Source organism: Corynebacterium sp. c25Ua_47, assembly GCF_039907205.1.
Lineage (GTDB): Bacteria > Actinomycetota > Actinomycetes > Mycobacteriales > Mycobacteriaceae > Corynebacterium > Corynebacterium hiratae.
This window is the reverse complement of sequence record NZ_JASBOH010000006.1, coordinates 30,498-49,266: the sequence shown is the minus strand read 5'-3', so window position 1 is coordinate 49,266 and position 18,769 is coordinate 30,498. Positions and strand designations below refer to the sequence as shown.

Sequence of the window (18,769 nt, the reverse complement as noted above, 5' to 3'; positions counted from 1 at the left end):
GGGCCACCGGGCGTGGTACGTTTTCGCAGACAATCCCTCTCAAACGCGAGTTTTCGGGGCGCTATTTACGAAAACGTACCTCGCTGGCCCGGTCCATGTACGTTTCGATCAAATAAGGTTGCCCAGATCGAATTTTCTGGCCCTTATTTGATCGAAACGACCATCTAGTCACGTTCTGCTTTATCCGGCGCGTTGTCCGCGCCCTTCGTTGCGGACTCGATGGCGCTGCGGGTTGTACCCCAGGCTTGCCGGGCGCGGTTGGTTACGGTTTCGCGGGCTTCTAAGGTGCGTTGCTGCGCAACACCAGCGGCTTCGCGGGCCATGTTGGTGCCGGTGGCAGTCAGCTCGCGGAAGGCATCGATGCGCCGGACGGGCTCTAAGCCCTCGGTTCCTTCTACGGCAAGGTTGGCAGCGTCGGCGAAGTCACGCAGTTGGGCAAAGAAGTGGTTGACCTCCGCTACGGCGCGGGGAGAATTCCAGTCGATGGCTTTGCGCAGCGTCGAGAAGCTGCCCAGCTCGTGGGCAATGTGGGCGATGCTGGTGAGGTCTTCCAACAAACGAGCGGCGCGCCTCTGCCGCGCCCGAGCAACGGCCGCGGCGTAGTCTTTGGCCACCTCGCCCTCCACGGCATTGGCGCGGCTGAGCTGAAGCACATACATCTGGTTCTGCAGCTGCACGGTTCGGGCAAGCTCGTAGAACCACGAGCCTGCGTCGTCGTTAGTCTTCTGGAAGGTCGCGCGCACCTTCCCGGGCGAAGTCTTTGACCTCGCCATCGTCTCCGCCACGGCCCGCAGGTGTCGCAGTACCTGGCCTTGCAGCTTAGCCAGGTCCGCAGTGAGGTGGGCGATGGTTGCCCACTGCGTATCGGTCACCTCAGCGGTGTCCTCGAGGACAAGGGCGGCCTCCGTCAGCATCTCCGCGACGCCATCAATCTCACCAGCCAGCGAATCCTTCTGGAAGCGCAGCACCTCATCGAGCTTGGCGTCGATATGCTCCAGGTAAGCCTGCATCTGCTCCATCTGCTTCTCGACGCCCGCCTGCTGCATCATCGACGCCAGCACCATCGGAGCCGCCGGCGTGAGCAGGCCGGCCTTCTCAAACTGCAGGTGCTTCAGCAGGCTTCCACCATTGCGCGAAGCAACGCCGCGGCCGACATCCTTGGTGCGGATAACACCGGCGCGGATATCCCCCGGCTTGATGCCCATGCGCTTGAGGTACGCAGCGGACTCAGCATCGAGCTTGAGCCACCGTCCAGATTCCTTCTGGTAGTCCTCGATACCTGCGAGCACCTGACTCGCGCGGCGGAGGAGCTGGGGAGTGACGGGAGAGAGCTCCGCCTGGTCGGAAAGCCGTTTCAACTCGGATTCGGGGCCGATAACAAGTGCGCCTTCCTCACCGGTAATGACGGTTAGCTCGGCGTCGCTCTCAGCCATTAGGCCATCCCGGGGAGGCGCAGAACCGGCAGCTCAAAGCCGCCGAAAGAGGCGCCGTTGGAGGCGAGGTAGCCGCCGATCACCAGCACGGTGAGCACCGTCATGACGCCGAGGACCGCCGCGCCCGTGGACGAGGTCTGCTGCTGCGTCGTCTGCCCCGGAATGGGCAGCTCGGGCACCGGCTGGATGCCCTCCTGAGCGCCGCGCCCGCGCAGCTCCTCTACACACTCCGCGAAGGACTGCGACTGGGCGGCGTTGAAGGCGTTGACGGCTTCCTTTTCTTGCATCTGGTTCTCCGCCAAGGCGGCGCGCAGCTTCGGGCTGAAGTCGCTGCCCGTCGACAGCAGGGGAGCTGGGCCCTTCTCGGCCCGGGCCGCCGCTGCATTGATGGAGTACTCGGCGTCTTCGGGCAGCAGCACCGACTCGTCTGCGACGAGCTCTTCCGGCGCAGACGCACCGACCATGATGATGAGCATATCCGCGCCCGTGTAGCCGGCCTTGCTCAGCGCGGCCACCGTCGCCGCATAACCCGGTGCCTTGCTGATGTCGCGCGAGGTGTACGCGGAGAAATCAAGCTTCGGGAACTGCGCTTGAATCTGCTCCGAGGTCGCCTTGATCGTGGCAATGTACCCGGCTCGGACGTCGCGGGCCAGCGCGCGGTCTGACTCCGACGCCGATATGGAACACAGCCACTGGCCGTGGGCGGATTCGCGCGCCGAGACATCGGCGGCCTGCGCCGCCGGCACGCTGAGGGCGCCGCATACTAGCGCGGCGGTGGTCAAAAGAGAGGTCACGCGAGAGCGCACGGGCTTAACTCCTCAAGCTTGGGACGTATCTTGAAGCAGTCTAGACGGGTCTAGGATGTATGTCATGCGTCCAGAACTTTCTTCCTATACCCACATCGCCTCCGGCAAGGTGCGCGATATCTACGAAATCGACGACAACACCCTGCTCATGGTGGTCTCCGACCGCATTTCCGCCTATGACCACGCCCTTGAGCCCGCCATCCCGGACAAGGGCCGCGTGCTCACGGCGACGTCGAAGTTCTTCTTCGACGTCATTGATTTTCCCAACCACCTCGCCGGCCCGCTCGATGATGAGCGCATCCCCGAAGAGGTACTCGGCCGCGCCATGGTCGTGCAGAAGCTCGATATGCTGCCCTTCGAGTGCGTCGCCCGCGGCTATCTGACCGGCTCCGGGTTGAAAGAATACAAGGAATCCGGAAGCGTGTGCGGCGTCGAGTTGCCCGAGGGACTGACGGAAGCTTCCCGCCTGCCCGAGCCCATCTTCACTCCGGCCACCAAGGCCGAGCAGGGCGATCACGATGAGAACGTCTCCTTCGACGTTGTCGTGGAGAAGCTCGGCCGCGAGCGCGCCGAGGAGCTGCGCGAGGCCACCCTGCGCATCTACGCCGAAGCCGCCGCGCTGGCGGAGGAGAAGGGCATAATTTTGGCGGATACGAAGTTCGAGTTTGGCGTCGATAAGCACGGCACCTTGGTCTTGGCCGATGAAGTCCTCACCCCGGACTCCTCGCGCTACTGGCCGGCCGACACCTATGAAGAAGGCAAGGTCCAGCCTTCCTTTGATAAGCAGTACGTGCGCGATTGGCTCACCAACTCCGGCTGGGACAAGGAGTCCACGCCGCCGCGCCTGCCGGATGACGTTGTCCAGGCCACCCGCGCGCGTTATGTTGAGGCCTTTGAGCGCCTGTCCGGAACCACTTTTTAAGGAGGCTGAATGAACGCACCGATTGCTGCTAAGCGCCCGGTGACGCGTGAGTTTCATGGCCGCAGCTTCGTTGATAACTACGAGTGGCTGCGCGCGAAGGAGGCGCCGGAAACCCGCGAGTACCTGGAGGCCGAAAACGCTTATACCCAAGAGCGCACCGCACACCTGGAGACCTTGACGGAGAACATCTTCACTGAGGTCAAGTCCCGCATCAAGCAGACGGACATGTCCGTGCCCCAGCGCCGCGGTAAGTACTGGTACTACGGCCGTACCGAGGAGGGCAAGGAGTACGGCTACAGCTGCCGCATCCCGGTGTCGGAAGGCTCCGATCCGTGGACCCCGCCGACCATCCCGGAGGAAGGCGCTCCCGACGGGGAGCAGGTGCTTCTCGACGTCAACGCGCTCGCCGAAGGCCACGACTTCTTCGCCCTGGGTGCTTCTTCGGTGAGCGATTCCGGTGATTTGCTGGCCTACTCGGTCGACGTGGCTGGTGACGAGCGCTTTGAGCTCTTCATCAAGGACCTGCGCACGGGCGAGCTGTTGGAGGACCGCCTGGAAGGCATCTTCTACGGTGCGACATGGGTTGGGGAGGAATTCATCTTCTACACCACCGTGGATGACGCATGGCGGCCGGACACCGTGTGGCGCCACCGCGTGGGCACCCCGCAGTCGGAGGACGTCGTGGTCATGCGCGAGGAGGATTCGCGCTTCGGCATCGGCGTGGGCACGACCCGCAGCGAGAAGTACATCATGATTGTCTCCGGCTCGAAGACGACGAATGAGGCGTGGGTGCTCGAGCAGGATAATCCGGAGGGCGAGTTCCGCTGCCTCTGGGAGCGCGAGACGGGCGTGGACTACGACGTCGACCACGCCGTGGTGGGCGGCACTGACTATTGGGTGGTCACGCACAACGCCACCGGCCCCAACTTTGCCTTGGGGTATTGCCCGGTTGCTGATGAGCTGCCTTCTTTGCGTGACCTGACCGTGCTCATGCCGCATGATGACACCGTGCGCATCGAGGGCGTGGATTGTTACCGCGACCAGATCGTCGTGGGCTATCGCCGCGGCGGTATCGGTCGTGCGGCGGTGATGGACGTGCGGGAGGGGTGGACGTCGTTAAGCGAGCTCCACTTCAACGAGGAGCTCTACACCGTTGGCGTGGCCGGCAACCCGGAGTGGGATGCGCCGGTGCTGCGCGTGAGCTATACGTCTTTCATCCAGCCGGCCCAGCTCTTTGACTACCGCGTGGCCACCGGTGAGTACACGCTGCTCAAGGAACAGGAAGTTCCGGGCGGCTATGACAAGGATAAGTACGTGGCCTACCGCGTGTGGTCTAAGGCTCCGGACGGGACGGAAGTGCCGGTGTCCATCGTGCACCGCGCGGACCTCGACCGCACGCAGCCGAACCCGACGTTGCTGTATGGCTACGGCTCCTATGAGGCGAATATGGACCCGTATTTCTCGGTTTTCCGTCTGTCTCTTATGGACCGCGGCATGATTTTTGCCATGGCGCACGTGCGCGGTGGTGGTGAGATGGGCCGTAACTGGTACGACGACGGCAAGATGCTGGCCAAGAAAAACACGTTTACCGACTTCATTGCGGTGGCTGATGACCTCATCGCGCGCCGGGTGACCACGCCGGACACCTTAGTGGCTGAAGGCGGTTCCGCCGGTGGCCTGCTCATGGGCGCGGTGGCGAACATGGCACCGGATAGGTTCAAGGCCATCGAAGCTAATGTGCCCTTCGTGGACCCACTGACCTCCATTCTCATGCCGGAGCTACCGCTCACGGTGGTGGAGTGGGAAGAATGGGGCGACCCGTACCACGACCCTGAGGTCTACGACTACATGGCCTCCTACTCGCCGTACGAGAACATTGCGCCGCAGAAGTATCCCAATATCTTGGCGCTGACTTCGCTCAATGACACCCGCGTGCTTTACGTGGAGCCAGCGAAGTGGGTGGCCAAGCTGCGTGATGTTGCCACCGGCGGCGAATTCCTCCTCAAGACCGAGATGGCTGCCGGCCATGGTGGTGTGTCCGGCCGCTATGCCAAGTGGCGGCAAGCGGCATTCGAGTATGCGTGGCTGATTAACCAAGCTACGGGGGCGGAGGCTTAAGCGTCACCCCCGCTCGGCGCGCGGCGGCGCGGTGGCTATGCGATAATTTTCCTTATGCATGGCCACCTTTTGGTTTCGATTTCCAGTATCTTCGACGACACCCGAAGGCAGGCCGCTGACCTGCTGGAGCAGTTCGATAAAGCGGATATCCCGGTGTCCTTGCTCGTAGCGCCACACATCGATGGCAATTGGCACCTAGCTAAGGATGAGTCGACGCGATCGTGGTTGCGTGATCAAGCGGAGGGCGGCCGCGTGCTCATTCTCAACGGCTTCGACCAAGCAGTTCAGGGCCGCCGCGCGGAGTTCGCGAACTTGGATGCGCACGAGGCACGTCTGCGCCTGAAGGGGGCGACGCGGCAGATGGCAAAGATCGGTTTCGAACCCACTATCTTTGCGCCGCCGCGCTGGCGCATGTCGGAAGGCACGCTCACTGTCCTTCCCGAGTTTGACTTCGACTTCGCCGCCTCTACCCGAGGTATCCATGATTTGCGCTCTGGCGAGCTCCACCAAGCCCGCAACCTGTCCTTTGGTGAGGGTTTTGGTTCTGCGAAGTGGTGGCGCCGCAACATCATCCGCGCCGCGGAGCGCTCCGCCGAGCGCGGCAATACCGTGCGCCTGTCCATTTCGGGACGCAACCTTGATGACCGCAAGGTTGTTTCCGATTTCCTCAAGGCTGCCGAGCGCGCCATGGCAGCAGGTGCCCGCCCCGCCGACTATTCCGTTTTCACGCACGCCGAATAGCCCACCAACCTCTTTTTCTTTGGGGTGTGGCCGAATTAGACGCGGTGTAGGTTTGTGAACCCGTCGGGTGTGCTGGCTGCGTGTTTCACGAGCGCAATCCCCGAATTGCGGTAGCGGACGTAGGTTTCAATTGCCCCACCCGCAATCGGAGCGAGAAAAGCCTCTCTTATGAGGGGCTTGACCTGGCTGAGCAGAGACGAACTTAGCGAGTATTCCGGCGTCGCGGGTCAGTGAGTTAGTGGCAGGAAGCTCCGTCAGTAATGCTGGCGGGTGTCCGGCTGCACTGTTGGCGGCGTCTAGCGCGTACTCGGTACTACATGGGGGTGTTGGAGGCGCCACGACTCGGTGGCGTTGCGTCAACTTCTACTTGGAAAAGCTAGTTCTTGTGGCTAACTTCAAACAGATCATCGCGATGTGCATTGAAGGTGATGGGGTCTTTACAGGTTTACAGCCAACTGCCCGTGTAAACACATGCAGATAAGCGTTTGGCGCTCTTGGGGCAGAGGTTTAAAAGCGTTCATTTGTTTGAAAATGATGTTTTGCTGCTGTCATTAAATGCGCCAGCTTCTCATACGGGCGCGTACGAAAGTACGGTTCCCTCTCGAATTAGGTGTGGTTCATTGAAAAGCGTGTGCCCCCAGGAGGTTTCCCTGGGGGCACACGCGTGTTTCTCTTAGCTCTTTAGAACCAAGAAAGTTAGGGCCAATCTACTTAACAACAATCTTTACCATCACCGGCTCGTCATTCACGGTTACTTCCTGACTACCCTCGAGCGCTCGCGCGGAGGAAAGACTGGAAAGCCCTGAACAAGATGCGTTGATGGTATGCGAACCAGGTTCCAACGCGTAGAAGTACACGCCTTTGGCATTAGTCGTGTGTACCTTTTCCTGCGAAAGGCCAATAAGCTTACATTCGCCTGCCGAGTTACCACTGGAGGTTACAACGCGAATCGTTGATTCTCCTGCATTAGGCTTGGACTGCCCATCGTTGGGGAGGCCTTGGCCGACACTGATTGCAACAACTAGGGAAATAATGCCCAGAACGGTACCAATGAGTCCGAGAAGGTTACTGGGGTTATTAATGAGAGCTTGAACCTGAGCTGGAACCGGGATCTGTGGTTGCATTGTTTTGGATCTCCTTAATGTTATTGAAGGTATTTAGCATGCTTGGGCTGATACGTAGGGCACTGTTTTCAGGGCAGCCGAGATCGCTGATGCCATGCGTGTGAATGCCGATGGCAGCGTTGTCTGTGGTATAGACTGGCGAGCCGCTTTGTCCGCCCGTGGTGTCCAAGTTATAGCAGAGTCGAGTTTGGGTTCCTGGTTGAAGGATTCCGCTCATTGTCCACAGTTGTCCGTAGTCGCGAATCAGGCCCTCGCCTTTTTCTCCTGGAAATCCGGTGACAGTTGCTTTTTGCCCGGAGAAAGCGGAAGAAGTATCGCTCGGTTTAATTCCAAACCAGCTGGAAGAAATCGGCTTTGCAAACTTTACAACTCCCCAGTCGTGATCGGCGGACCCGGTAGTGGGGTATTTGGCGGATACCCACTTTTGGGACGCAAAGGTATAAGACCACTGGCTCCAATCTGATGGACGGAAAATGAGCTTTGGAGTCCATCGCTGCTTATCTTTTTCGTAAAGGCAGTGGGCAGCCGTAATGAGAGTATCTGGTGAAATCATCCAGCCAGTACAATGGTTAAAGCCGTCTCGCTGGATCTGGACGATAGCCGGGTTGGGAGATGCCTTTTGCCGATCATCGGTACCGATAATCGAGTAAGTCCCTACCGTGGTTTCGCGGTCTTGGGAGGTCGCCGTGTTTGGAAATCCGGAAAGTCCAACTGCCTCCGTGCCAGAGTTGAGGTCATCGTTATCAGTTGCAATTGGCAGGAATAGCTCCTCGCCTGTTTCTGACACGCCCACCACAGAGTCGTGAAATGCTTGGGTTTGAGCATTTGCTACGGTGGGGGACAGACAGGTTATTGTAGCCACTATTGCTGCGATAGTAGATTTCCGAAGAGAGAACTTCATGAGTATCCTTTGCAGGTGAGAGATGATGATGTGTGGGGTGAACTGGGGTAATTCCCATTCACCTTGCAGTGAATTATGAGGCATCGAAAAGGGCCGTGCAACCGTCAGGCGGTTTGATGTTGCCTCGTGTTCCCCCAAATAGGGGAGGGGTGGCCTCTTGTTTCATCGGGTCCGACTGGCCGGCTGCGCTGGGGATCCTATATAGGTTGCCAACCTCGTGGGTGGGTTAGTCGGGGTTGGTTTTCTCTGCGGGAGCTATATGGACCTGTTGTCTCCGGGCATGACTTGAAAGCTTATCCATGACGGACAAAACTTGGGACCCTTCAGACTGGTGGCTCGATACCCACACCGAAGAACCTGTAGCGCCACTGGAGTTAGCCAAGTAACAAGACTTCGAACGCCAAGGAGAAAAGCACCACGCGCTACCTGGGCGAAAGAAGAACTCAAACGGCGCGGCCACCCAAACGGCGACCAGCCACATACGACGCCCACATCGACTACGAATGGAACCCCAGCCTAGGCGTAAGAAAAGGCTGGGGCGGGGTTCCTAAATCCACACGAAATGTCCGTTACGCTCGGAGAAAAATGACCTTGAGTCCAAGGCTTACATACAAAACGCACACATTAAACTCGGGAGAGCGCTCTATTCAGACTCGGTTGGGACACAGGCAGCGGCAATGATGCCGAGGACTGCCAGCAGGCCGATACCACCAGCTGCGTACTGAGCCTCGCGTGGGATGTTGCGCGTGACGTTGTACGTCAGCGACTCAATTTGCTTCTGTACCGGCTCAAGGCCCGGGATATTGAACTGCGCGCTGATGTTCCCGAGGAAGGCCAGTGGGATGGCGAGGGCTGCTGGGATGGTGAGGCCGAGGACCGTCGGCAAGCAACGCTCACTCACAGAGGAACCACCTGCCGGGGTCGCCGGCTTGTCGCCGGACTTGACGGTTTCTGAGGTGCCGTCGGTGTAGGTGATGACGAGGTTACCGTCGGCATCCGTGGTCACGGACTTAATACCGCGGCCGTCCTTGCCGTCTTTACCGTTTGCGCCATCGCGGCCATCGGTGCCGTCGCGGCCTGGTGCGCCATCGAAGCCATCGCGGCCCGGCATGCCCTGGTCGCCCTTCGAACCGGCGAGGGTACCGAGAATCTCAGAGGTGCCGTCGGTGTAGGTGACGACCACCTCGCCCTTGTCGTTGGTAGTCACGGACTTGATACCACGGCCGCCTTTACCGTCGGCGCCGTCCTTACCGTCCTGGCCGGCATCGCCCTTGTCGCCCTTGTCGCCGTCTTTACCGTCCTTGCCATCGGAGCCGACGACCTTGCCAGCATCCTCGGTGGTGCCGTCGGTGTAGGTGATGATGAGATGTCCATTGTCGTCAATGGTGACGGACTTGATGCCGCGGGCTTCGTCAGTCGGCGCTGGGTCCTCGGTCTTGTCACAGTCCTTAAGATCGTCAGCAGAGCGGGAAACCTGGGCAAGGTTGAAACCCACCTTGACCGGGTCGTGGTCGGAGGAGCGGTAGGGGTTATCGGCCTCAAAGACATCGCCGCCGGTGTAGTTGCGGCGAGAGTACTCCATGGCAATCGGCTCATCGGAGTTGATGTTCCAGGTCTGTGCAGCCTGGGCATCGACGTGCTCGTTGGCCAGGATGTGGTCCAGGGAGCCAATGCGGCCGGAGAACTGGTAAGAGGCCACTGCCTGCCACTCAGACTCCGGGTTGAGTTCCTCAACCGGGATGGTGTAGCCAGCGTTGCGGAAGATGGAGATGGCGTCTTCCTTGGAGTAAGCGTTCAAGTCACCCATGACGAAGGTGGCCTTCTCCTGCCACTGCGGCTGCTTGGACAAACCATCGAGGACAGCCTGGGCGTGGGCATTGCGCACGTTGGGGTTGTTGCCCTGGCCGTCGCCGGTGTCCTTGTCGCCGTTAGCCACCGAACCCTTGGACTTGAAATGGTTGGTGACCACCACGAAGGAATCTGGGCCCTCAGGAGCGCACTTGTCAGCAACCGGCTTGAACTCCGCAGCGAGCGGGGTGCGGGCGGTGCCCTTGAAACGCTCGTCCTCCAGCAAGGTGGCCTCACCTACTGGCTGGACGCGGTCCTTCTTGTAGATGATCGCAGTGCGGATGACATCCGAGTCCGCCGCGGAGTTCGCCGGGGCCTTGACGTAATCCCACTTTTCGGATTCCGCGCGGGTGTTGAGTTCATCTACGAGGTACTTCACAGCATCGTCGTAGGAGCCACCCACGGTATTCGCGGCGTTCTCAATCTCCGACAAGCCAATGACGTCGGCATCGAGGCCCTCCAGCGCGGTGAGGATCTTGCCCTTCTGGTCGTTGAACGCAGACTCCGACCACGCGCCGCGGAAGGTGCCGCTATCAGAACCCACACCGTTACCGAAACGGTCCTTGTACGCCTTCGCGCCGTTGTCCTCACCTAGGTTGATGAAGAAGTTCAGCACGTTAAACGCCGCCACGGTGTAGTCGCCTTCCACCTGCGGGGCCTCCGGACGGGCCGGGTCCCACGTAATCGGCAGGTCTGCGGTGGCAGAGTCACCGGTAATCATCGTGGTGGGCTGGAAGCGCCATTGGTTGTGGCCGTAGCCCAGGATTACGCCGGAGTCCGCAAACTCCACCTGGTTGGTGGTGCGGATGGTCTTGACCTCCGAGCCGTTCTGCATGATGTACGGCAGCTTCGTCGAGGCACCATCGCGGGTGAAGTCACGGGTAGAGCCGTCATCGAGGATGACGTACTTCGCCGCGTTGGACTCTTCCAGAGCATGCATTTCCGCGCTGCCTGGGGCGAACTTGTCCGTCGGCTGGCGCAGCGCCTCCGTACCCGGGGCCAGGCCCAACTCGCCGTAGCGGTTGAGGCCGTAGTTATCGGTCACCGTGTGCACGCCGGGCTTGAGCAGCATGGACTCGAGCTTTTCGCGGGCCTCGTCGCCTTCCGGCAGGGCATCGATGGTCAGCGGGGTGACGGGATCGAGTGCGGTGTCGAGGACGGAGCCTTGGGCTAGGGCGATTTGGGTCTGCCCGTAGTACTCGTCGACGGAGCCAGTGACCTCGACTGATTCCCCAATCTTTGGGTAGAAGCCGGTGCCACCGGTGTAGACGAAGATGGCCTCCGAGGCTTTCTTCGGTGCGGTCTGGCCCGTGCCCGGGGTCTGGATGGTGAAGCCGTTGAGGGACTTCTCACCCTGCCACACGGCGGTGACAACACCCTGGGTGGTGACGTTCTGTCCCTTGAGCGGGGACTCCGCGCCGGTGCCCTGGATCTCCGGGATGGTGATGGTGGAACCCGGCTCGGCCGGCTGCGGGTCCTCCGGCGCGGTTGCGCCGCCGCCGGATTTCGGTGTTGGGGCGGCGGTGCTGAAGTCGGCGGCGTTGTCGTCGGTGTCGGTGCTGGCGTCATCGCGCTGCGCGGAGGTGGTGTTGCTCAAGGAAGAGGTAGGGGAGCCCTCGCTTAGCGACGCCTCCCCGTACCCCACCAAGTCCACCTCAGCGCCGGAGGCGTCGTAAAGCTTCACCGAGCCCTTGGAACCGGACAGGCTGAGACCGCCCTCAGCATCCGGGGTGGGCAGCGGCTCACCAGTGCCGCCGCCACCTTCCTGGATGAGGTAGTAGCCGCCAGCCGGGATGGAACCGTTAAGCGTGGTCTTTCCGCCGGAGTTGCCCTTGGACGAGAAATACTCCACGGACCATCCGGAGATGTCAATGGCGGAACCCGTTGGGTTGTAGAGCTCGATGAAGTCGTTGGTGAAGGGGGCGTTCTTGTTGCCGCCGCCACCGTAGACCTCAGAGATAACGGCGTTGGAGCCGTCCACAGAGGCGCTGGCCTGGGGGACAACAATGCAGGTAGAGACAAGGGCGGCGATGGCGAGAGAGCCGATGCGTGTGAGGCGCATGAGAGGTTCCTTTAATCAGCGAGAAAATGACAACGCATCTCGTTCTACCTGCCTTCGCCGCCGCAGGATACCGGAGGATAAGGGGCGAGCTGGGGGTTAAGGTGGGATTCCCCAAGAATTCTTCAGCCGTTTGGTTTGAATTCATCACCCCCAAAGATTCCGAATCTTTCCCGCTGGCGGGATAGACTGGCGGGGCACCTATACTCACGCACAGTAAGGCAGAATTTTCATGGCTCGTGTAGTTGTCAATGTCATGCCCAAGGCCGAGATTTTGGACCCGCAAGGTCAGGCCGTCGTCCGCGCGCTGGGCCGCCTGGGGGTTGCTGGTGTCAGCGACGTGCGCCAGGGCAAGCGCTTTGAAATTGAAGTCGATGATTCGGTCAGCGCCGAGGAACTCGAGAAGGTTGCGTCCACCCTTCTGGCGAACACCGTGATCGAGGACTACGAGGTTATCCAGTAATGAAGATCGGCGTTATTACCTTCCCCGGCACGCTTGACGACGTCGACGCGGCCCGCGCCGCCCGCACCGCCGGCGCCGACGTCGTGTCCCTGTGGCATGCGGACGAGGACCTGCGAGGAGTGGACGCCGTCGTTGTTCCCGGCGGCTTTTCCTACGGTGACTACCTGCGCTCCGGCGCCATCTCTGCGCTGGCCCCGGTCATGCGCGCGGTGGTGGAAGCAGCGAATAAGGGCATGCCGGTGCTCGGCATTTGCAACGGCTTCCAGATTTTGACGGAGGCCGGCCTGCTGCCCGGCGCCTTGACCCGCAACCAGGGGCTGCACTTCCACTGTGTGGATACCTACCTCGAGGTGGCGAACGCGCAGACCTCCTGGACCAGCGAGTTTGAGCAGGGCCAGCGGATCCTGATTCCGGCTAAGCACGGCGAGGGCCGCTTCCAGGCGGACGCGGAGACCGTGGAGCGCCTCGAAGGCGAAGGCCGCGTGGTCTTCCGCTACACGGATAACTTCAATGGCTCCATCAACGACATCGCCGGTATCACCAACGAGGCCGGCAACGTGGTGGGACTCATGCCGCACCCGGAGCACGCCATCGATCTTCTCACCGGCCCGTCCACCGACGGTCTGGGTTTGTTTGTGTCCGCCCTCAAGGTCGTCGCTTAACCCGCGCCGACGGTTATAAGGAGAAACAATGACCGTACACAACGACACCGTCGAGCAGGCGGCCGCGCAGCCCGAGCTGGAGCAGCCCTACCGCGAGTTGGGCCTGAAGGATGACGAGTACGCGCACATCCGCGAGATCCTGGGCCGCCGCCCCACCGACGCCGAGCTGACCATGTACTCGGTGATGTGGTCGGAGCACTGTTCTTATAAGTCCTCCAAGACGCACCTTCGCTACTTCGGCGAGACCATGACCGAGGAGATGGGCTCCAAGATCCTCGCCGGCATCGGTGAGAACGCCGGCGTGGTGGACATCGGAGACGGCAACGCGGTGACCTTCCGCGTGGAGTCCCACAACCACCCGTCCTACGTGGAGCCGCACCAGGGTGCGGCCACCGGCGTGGGCGGCATCGTCCGCGACATCATGGCCATGGGGGCTCGCCCGATTGCCGTGATGGACCAGCTGCGCTTCGGCCCGGCTGATGCTCCCGACACCAAGCGCGTTTTGCCCGGTGTTGTCGGCGGTATTTCGCACTACGGCAACTGCTTGGGCCTGCCCAACATTGGCGGCGAAACTGTTTTTGATGAGTCCTATGCCGGTAACCCGCTGGTCAACGCGCTGTGCGTGGGCACGCTGAAGGTGGAGGACCTCAAGCTCGCTTTTGCCTCCGGTACTGGCAACAAGGTCATGCTCTTCGGTTCGCGCACCGGCCTCGATGGCATCGGTGGCGTGTCCGTGCTGGCTTCTGACACCTTCGAGGACGGCGCCGAGCGCAAGCTGCCGGCCGTGCAGGTGGGTGACCCGTTCGCGGAGAAGGTTCTCATCGAGTGCTGCCTGGAGTTGTACAAGTCCGGCATCGTCGTGGGCATCCAGGACTTGGGCGGTGCGGGCCTGGCCTGCGCCACCTCCGAGCTGGCCGCCGCCGGCGATGGTGGCATGGAGATCAACCTGGACAACGTCCCGCTGCGCGCAAAGGATATGACCGCCGCAGAGATTCTCGCCTCCGAGTCCCAGGAGCGCATGTGTGCCGTGGTGACCCCGGAGAACGTGGAGAAGTTCAAGGAGATCTGCGCGCATTGGGATGTCACCTGCGCTGAGATCGGTGAGGTTACCACCGGCAAGCACCTCATTATCCGCCACCAGGGCGAGGTCGTCGTGGACGCCCCGGCCGGCACCATCGCGGACGAGGCCCCGGTCTACGACCGCCCCTATGCCCGCCCGGAGTGGCAGGATGCGCTGCAGGAGTTCCAGGGCGTCGAGAAGCAGGACCTCACCGTGGCGCTGAAGAAGCTTGTGGCCTCCCCGGCGCTGTGCTCCCGTGATTTCATCACCGAGCAGTATGACCGCTACGTGCGCGGCAACACCGTGCAGTCCCACCACGCGAACGCTGGTGTGCTGCGCATCGACGAGGAGACCGGCCGCGGTATCGCGGTATCGGCCGATGCCTCTGGTCGCTACACCAAGCTGGATCCGAATATGGGCACCCGCCTGGCGCTGGCGGAGGCCTACCGCAACGTCGCCGTCACCGGTGCCCGCCCGGTGGCCATTACCAACTGCCTCAACTACGGCTCCCCGGAAAACCCGGACGTGATGTGGCAGTTCCGCGAGTCCGTGCATGGGCTTGCCGACGGCGCCGTGGAACTCGGCATCCCCGTCTCCGGTGGCAACGTCTCCTTCTACAACCAGACCGGCGAGGAGCCGATCTTGCCGACGCCCGTCGTGGGTGTCCTCGGCGTTATCGATGACGTCCACAAGTCCATCGGCAACGAGCTCGGCCTCGTGGAGGAGCCGGAGGTACTCGTGCTGCTGGGTGAGACCAAGGATGAATTTGGCGGCTCCATCTGGCAGCAGGTCAGCGCTCGTGAGCAAGGAAATGAGCCGGAGAATGGTTTGAATGGTCTGCCGCCGCAGGTGGACCTGGCCAACGAGCAGCGCCTCGCGGACTTCTTCGTGGGCAACGAAGGCTTGACCGCTGCACACGACATCTCCGAGGGTGGCCTTGCCGTCACCGCATTCGAGATGGCCAAGCGCAGCGGCGTGGGCTTGAGTCTGGACCTGTCCAAGGTCCATGAGGATGCCTTCGTGGCTGCCTTCTCCGAGTCCGCCTCCCGCGTGCTCGTGGCGACGACCGCGGACCGCGTCGACATGCTGCTGCAGCGCGCTGAGGAGTGCGGTGTACCGGCCGTCGTCGTCGGCCAGACCACCGACAACGGTGAACTGGAACTCGGCGGCGAGTCCATCGCCGTTTCTGAGCTGCGTGAGGCCTGGGCTGCAATCCTGCCGGACCTCTTCGGCCACGCGGTCGGGGCAAACTCCGTGGTGGAGTAGGCCCCACTCACGCTGCTTGTCCCGCAGTTTCTAGAAGAAAAGCCCAGCTTCGGCTGGGCTTTTCTTTCCCCGAAGAGCCGCTTCGTAAGACCCACGAAATTCGCAACTGTTTGTTGCTTCAAAGGCATGAAAAGAACTTAAAGTGTCTTTTCATCCCAGTCGCTTTGAATTCCGATACTGGCTTTTTCAACAAGAGGATTCGTGAGGAAGTGCTGGTTTAATGATGCCACTACTTTGTCAGGCCAGGTAGTCCCAGGGGACACGGTTCGTAGCATATGCGCCATGACAATTAAAGCGCCGAATAGCTTTTCACTTTGAATCTCTGGCAGGAGGTAAAGGCTCCCATTGCTACGGATAACTTCAGTTGGAGCCGGAGCAAAAGAACGATTCCATAGCCTTCCATGGTGCGCACACGTATTCCGAATGATAGTTAGCTGCTCGAGCCAACTTGCCAGCGGATGTTTTTTCGTAAGTTTTTGCTTCTGATTCCTATTCAAACTAGCGAAGTCGATCTTTATATCCAGCGCTTCCGAAATCGATCGCTGATCGTTGGATCCTAAGCCTGCATAGAGCTTTGAAATATCCGAAAAATCGAGCACTTCAGCCACAACCCACATGGGATACTGTCCACCGTATTCATCAATGTAGTGCTTCACGGCGTCGTTCTTCTTTGCCCTCGCGAGTCGTCCATACGCTGTACTCAGCCACGACACGTGGTCGAAGTTTGGCCGAAAGTCGTCTGAGCGGAGGTAGAAAGTAGGATCATTGGGGTGTCGAGTACATAGCAGCTCGACGAGCTTGGTTCGCATCGCTACTTCGATTCGCTCCATTCCGTCATGGATCAGGGTGCGGAGTTTCCTATCGGCTTCATATAAGGAGATGACGTGCACAAAATCGGTACCATCGACGAAGTGACTTGAACGACTAGTTCCGTCTTCATTGAATTGTCTGGCTGGATACCAATAGGCAGAAAGTCGGTAGTAGCTAACGTGTGAAAACCATTGTTCAGCTAAAGCTTTGTCGATCTTCATGCCACGGCTTTGCAACCGAATAATATGCTCGTCAATGGTCGCTGCTGGCTTGAGCGATGAAGACATGGGAAGCCAATCTAGAGAGGGGACGAGTTGTTGTGGGGATCGGTTCGGCGGAACGGCGTAAATAGAGATCCAGCCCACTCCGAGTTTCCGAAGAGAAACCGGGCGGGCTGAACTATTAACCAGCATTTTACCGCAGGACCTTGAAATGCGTCAATCCCACTTTTCAGGTAGACGTGCACGTTGAAGGTCTAGTTGTTCATCCGAGGCTCTGTGAAATTAGGGTGCATCGGGGACATCGCCCGAAGTGAGGCGGCAACCTGTTATTACTTAAGCACCGATGGTGCGGGCGATGGTCTGGTCCCAGCTCAGCTTCATCTGGTGAGAGAAGAGGCCGAAGGTGTGCGAGCCTTGGGGGCTGAAGTAACGGTTCACGCGCACCCCGGCGTTGCGGGCGTTGCGGGTGAATTCCTCCGAGCAGTGGTTGGCCACCATCTCTATCGCGCGGGGCCCGAGCCACTGGCTGGGCTTGTTCGTGCCATCGATGGGGCCCGGGGTGCCGGAGGCCGAGCCCACGAAGACCTCGACGTCGCGCAGGCGCCCAGGGTTGGCGTTGGGGTCGTGCTCGAACCACTGTGGGGAGCCCGGCAGGCCCCACGCATTGAAGGAGGATCCGCCGCCATAGGCGATCATCGCGGTGGAACTGGGGAAGCCAATCGCGCCGGAGCGCACCGGACAACCGGAGTAGGAGGCCGCGGCCTTGTAGCGCTGTGGGGCGTGGCCGGCGATGTCGAGTGCAGCACCGCCGGTGGAGGAAACACCACCAATGGCATCGCGGCCGGTGCCGTGGAATTCTGCGTCGATCAGCGGGGGCAACTCAGTGGTCATGTAGGTGTTCCACTTGTTGACGCCCAAGATGGGATCCTCGTTATCCCAATCGGTGTAGAGAGAATAGGCACCGCCGAGTGGCATCACCACGTTGACGTTCTTGCCCACGGCCCATTGGCGAATATCGGTGTGCGTCATCCAGTTCATGCCCGCTTGGCCGCCCTCCACGCCGGGCAGCAGGTAGAAGGAGGGGCGCGGCTTATCACTCTCGGGGAGCAGGACGTTATTGGAAATCACCGCACGGTTGGCCGGGGACCACACGTCCACCACCCAGTGGTTGCCGCCCATGTGGCGCTTTGAGGTGATGAAAGGCTCGTCGCCCAGCCAGGGCTGCGGGTTGGTCACGCGCGAGGAAACCTTGCCGATCGTGCTGGACTGAGCGGAGGCGGAGCCGACGCCTGCCGACGCCGCCCCCAGCGCCACCATGGCGGCTGCGAGCAACGCCGTGGTGCGGCGAGGACCTGAGACATAGGAAAACACAAATAGTGGAGTCTACTTTGTCGGCGCTTCCGAACTGCACATAGCAGCAGAAAACCTGGCGGTATCTTTCTCTTAGCCCTTGTCCGATGCAACGCCCCGCCGTATAGTTACGGGTACGTAAGTTTTGAGGGTGAATGCGTTAGTCGCATGACCCGCATTTCAGACAAGGCAAGGGCCCTCACTATGAACGCACCCAGTGCTCACATATCCTCCCCGCAAGAGTTTCCAGTTGAAGACAGCTCTATGCGCGAACACAGCACGATGGAGCAGCTCATCCAGCGCACCTATTGGATGGCGGACCGTGGTCCGCGTCCGCTGACGCGCGGCTGGGGCCATTTCTTTGCTGCGATTGCTTCCCTCATCGCATCGACCGTCCTCATCACCTTTGGGTGGATGACGCTGCCGTGGTGGCAGGGGCTCGCGGTGACGGTCTACTGCGTGGGAGTGGTGGGGCTCTTTACGGTCTCGGCCCTGTACCACCGCTGGCCGTGGGTATCGATGCGCGCGGTGCAATGGTGGCGGCGTGCTGACCACGCGACGATTTCTGTGTTTATCGCGGCAACGTATACGCCGCTGTGCGCCATCGTGCTGGAGCCGACGCAGGCGCTATGGATGCTAACCGCGGCGTGGGTGGGCGCCATCATGGGCGTGGTCTTGAATTTGGTGTGGATCAATCATCCGCGGTGGTTGGATGTGGTGGTCTACCTCGTCCTAGGCTGGCTCATCCTGCCGCTACTGCCGAACCTGTGGCAGTCCGCGGGACCGGCTGTAGTGTGGCTGCTGTTCGCAGGTGGGGTGGTCTACTCGCTGGGTGCGTTGATGTACGGCTTCAAGTGGCCGGGGCGCAACGCGCGCTGGTATGGCTACCACGAACACTTCCACACCGCGACGATTGCCGCGGCGGTGGTGCACATGGTAGCCATCTGGATGGTTGTGGTGGGCTAGCCCTATACAGGGCTAGCGT

14 protein-coding genes and 1 pseudogene are annotated in these 18,769 nt (G+C 60.7%); 8 read left to right on the top strand and 7 right to left on the bottom strand.

The window, feature by feature from the left end:
* Positions 1 to 164: 164 nt before the first annotated feature.
* Together QKE52_RS07060 and QKE52_RS07055 are read right to left on the bottom strand one after the other, a co-directional pair.
* On the bottom strand, positions 165 to 1,433 hold the full coding sequence (locus tag QKE52_RS07060; RefSeq protein WP_347948454.1) for a hypothetical protein: 1,269 nt from the start codon (positions 1,431 to 1,433) through the stop codon (positions 165 to 167).
* The gene (locus QKE52_RS07055; protein WP_070515826.1) at positions 1,433 to 2,239 is read right to left on the bottom strand and encodes a serine/threonine protein kinase; all 807 of its coding nucleotides are present in this window, start codon (positions 2,237 to 2,239) and stop codon (positions 1,433 to 1,435) included. The genes QKE52_RS07060 and QKE52_RS07055 overlap by 1 nt, the downstream gene beginning before the upstream one ends.
* Positions 2,240 to 2,303: 64 nt before the next feature.
* On the opposite strand from QKE52_RS07055, the gene QKE52_RS07050 reads away from it, so the two are divergent.
* From QKE52_RS07050 to QKE52_RS07040, 3 genes are read left to right on the top strand one after another with little or no spacing between them, the layout of a single operon-like run.
* Complete coding sequence (locus QKE52_RS07050; RefSeq protein WP_347948453.1) at positions 2,304 to 3,161, top strand: phosphoribosylaminoimidazolesuccinocarboxamide synthase; 858 nt, start codon at positions 2,304 to 2,306, stop codon at positions 3,159 to 3,161.
* 9 nt (positions 3,162 to 3,170) lie between these two features.
* Positions 3,171 to 5,279 carry a S9 family peptidase gene (locus QKE52_RS07045; protein WP_347948451.1) on the top strand — a complete coding sequence of 703 codons (2,109 nt, stop codon included), beginning with the start codon at positions 3,171 to 3,173 and terminating at the stop codon, positions 5,277 to 5,279.
* A 54-nt stretch (positions 5,280 to 5,333) separates the two neighbouring features.
* On the top strand, positions 5,334 to 6,020 hold the full coding sequence (locus QKE52_RS07040) for a DUF2334 domain-containing protein (RefSeq protein ID WP_049154755.1): 687 nt from the start codon (positions 5,334 to 5,336) through the stop codon (positions 6,018 to 6,020).
* A 707-nt stretch (positions 6,021 to 6,727) separates the two neighbouring features.
* Here the strand turns inward: QKE52_RS07040 and QKE52_RS07035 are convergent.
* Together QKE52_RS07035 and QKE52_RS07030 are read right to left on the bottom strand one after the other, a co-directional pair.
* Positions 6,728 to 7,144 (bottom strand): hypothetical protein, encoded by a 417-nt coding sequence (locus QKE52_RS07035; protein ID WP_049154756.1) that lies wholly within the window; start codon positions 7,142 to 7,144, stop codon positions 6,728 to 6,730.
* Complete coding sequence (locus QKE52_RS07030; RefSeq protein WP_347948449.1) at positions 7,098 to 8,045, bottom strand: trypsin-like serine protease; 948 nt, start codon at positions 8,043 to 8,045, stop codon at positions 7,098 to 7,100. The genes QKE52_RS07035 and QKE52_RS07030 overlap by 47 nt, the downstream gene beginning before the upstream one ends.
* 326 nt (positions 8,046 to 8,371) lie before the next feature.
* Between QKE52_RS07030 and QKE52_RS07025 the strand changes: the two are divergent.
* Positions 8,372 to 8,588, top strand: a pseudogene (locus QKE52_RS07025) (IS256 family transposase); the annotation flags it as partial.
* Positions 8,589 to 8,688: 100 nt separating this feature from the next.
* On the opposite strand, the gene QKE52_RS07020 reads toward QKE52_RS07025, so the two are convergent.
* Positions 8,689 to 11,955, bottom strand: coding sequence for an ExeM/NucH family extracellular endonuclease (locus tag QKE52_RS07020; RefSeq protein ID WP_347948448.1), 3,267 nt, complete (start codon positions 11,953 to 11,955; stop codon positions 8,689 to 8,691).
* Between the two features lie 229 nt (positions 11,956 to 12,184).
* Between QKE52_RS07020 and purS the strand changes: the two genes are divergently transcribed.
* Genes purS through purL form a run of 3 tightly spaced genes read left to right on the top strand, consistent with a single transcriptional unit; the run spans position 12,185 to position 15,403 of the window.
* On the top strand, positions 12,185 to 12,415 hold the full coding sequence (purS, locus tag QKE52_RS07015) for a phosphoribosylformylglycinamidine synthase subunit PurS (protein WP_039676532.1): 231 nt from the start codon (positions 12,185 to 12,187) through the stop codon (positions 12,413 to 12,415).
* The gene (gene purQ, locus QKE52_RS07010; RefSeq protein ID WP_049154757.1) at positions 12,415 to 13,077 is read left to right on the top strand and encodes a phosphoribosylformylglycinamidine synthase subunit PurQ; all 663 of its coding nucleotides are present in this window, start codon (positions 12,415 to 12,417) and stop codon (positions 13,075 to 13,077) included. Before purS ends, purQ begins: the two co-directional genes overlap by 1 nt.
* Positions 13,078 to 13,105: 28 nt before the next feature.
* Positions 13,106 to 15,403 (top strand): phosphoribosylformylglycinamidine synthase subunit PurL, encoded by a 2,298-nt coding sequence (gene purL, locus QKE52_RS07005; protein WP_347948447.1) that lies wholly within the window; start codon positions 13,106 to 13,108, stop codon positions 15,401 to 15,403.
* A 137-nt stretch (positions 15,404 to 15,540) separates the two neighbouring features.
* Here purL and QKE52_RS07000 read toward each other — a convergent pair whose 3' ends face one another.
* A complete protein-coding gene (locus tag QKE52_RS07000; protein WP_070511040.1) occupies positions 15,541 to 16,500 on the bottom strand; it encodes an Abi family protein in 960 nt (319 codons plus the stop codon).
* A 267-nt stretch (positions 16,501 to 16,767) separates the two neighbouring features.
* Positions 16,768 to 17,805: an alpha/beta hydrolase family protein gene (locus QKE52_RS06995; protein ID WP_347948446.1), complete on the bottom strand. Its 1,038-nt coding sequence runs from the start codon at positions 17,803 to 17,805 to the stop codon at positions 16,768 to 16,770.
* A 243-nt stretch (positions 17,806 to 18,048) separates the two neighbouring features.
* Between QKE52_RS06995 and QKE52_RS06990 the strand changes: the two genes are divergently transcribed.
* Positions 18,049 to 18,750, top strand: coding sequence for a hemolysin III family protein (locus tag QKE52_RS06990; RefSeq protein WP_070821322.1), 702 nt, complete (start codon positions 18,049 to 18,051; stop codon positions 18,748 to 18,750).
* Positions 18,751 to 18,769: the final 19 nt, after the last annotated feature.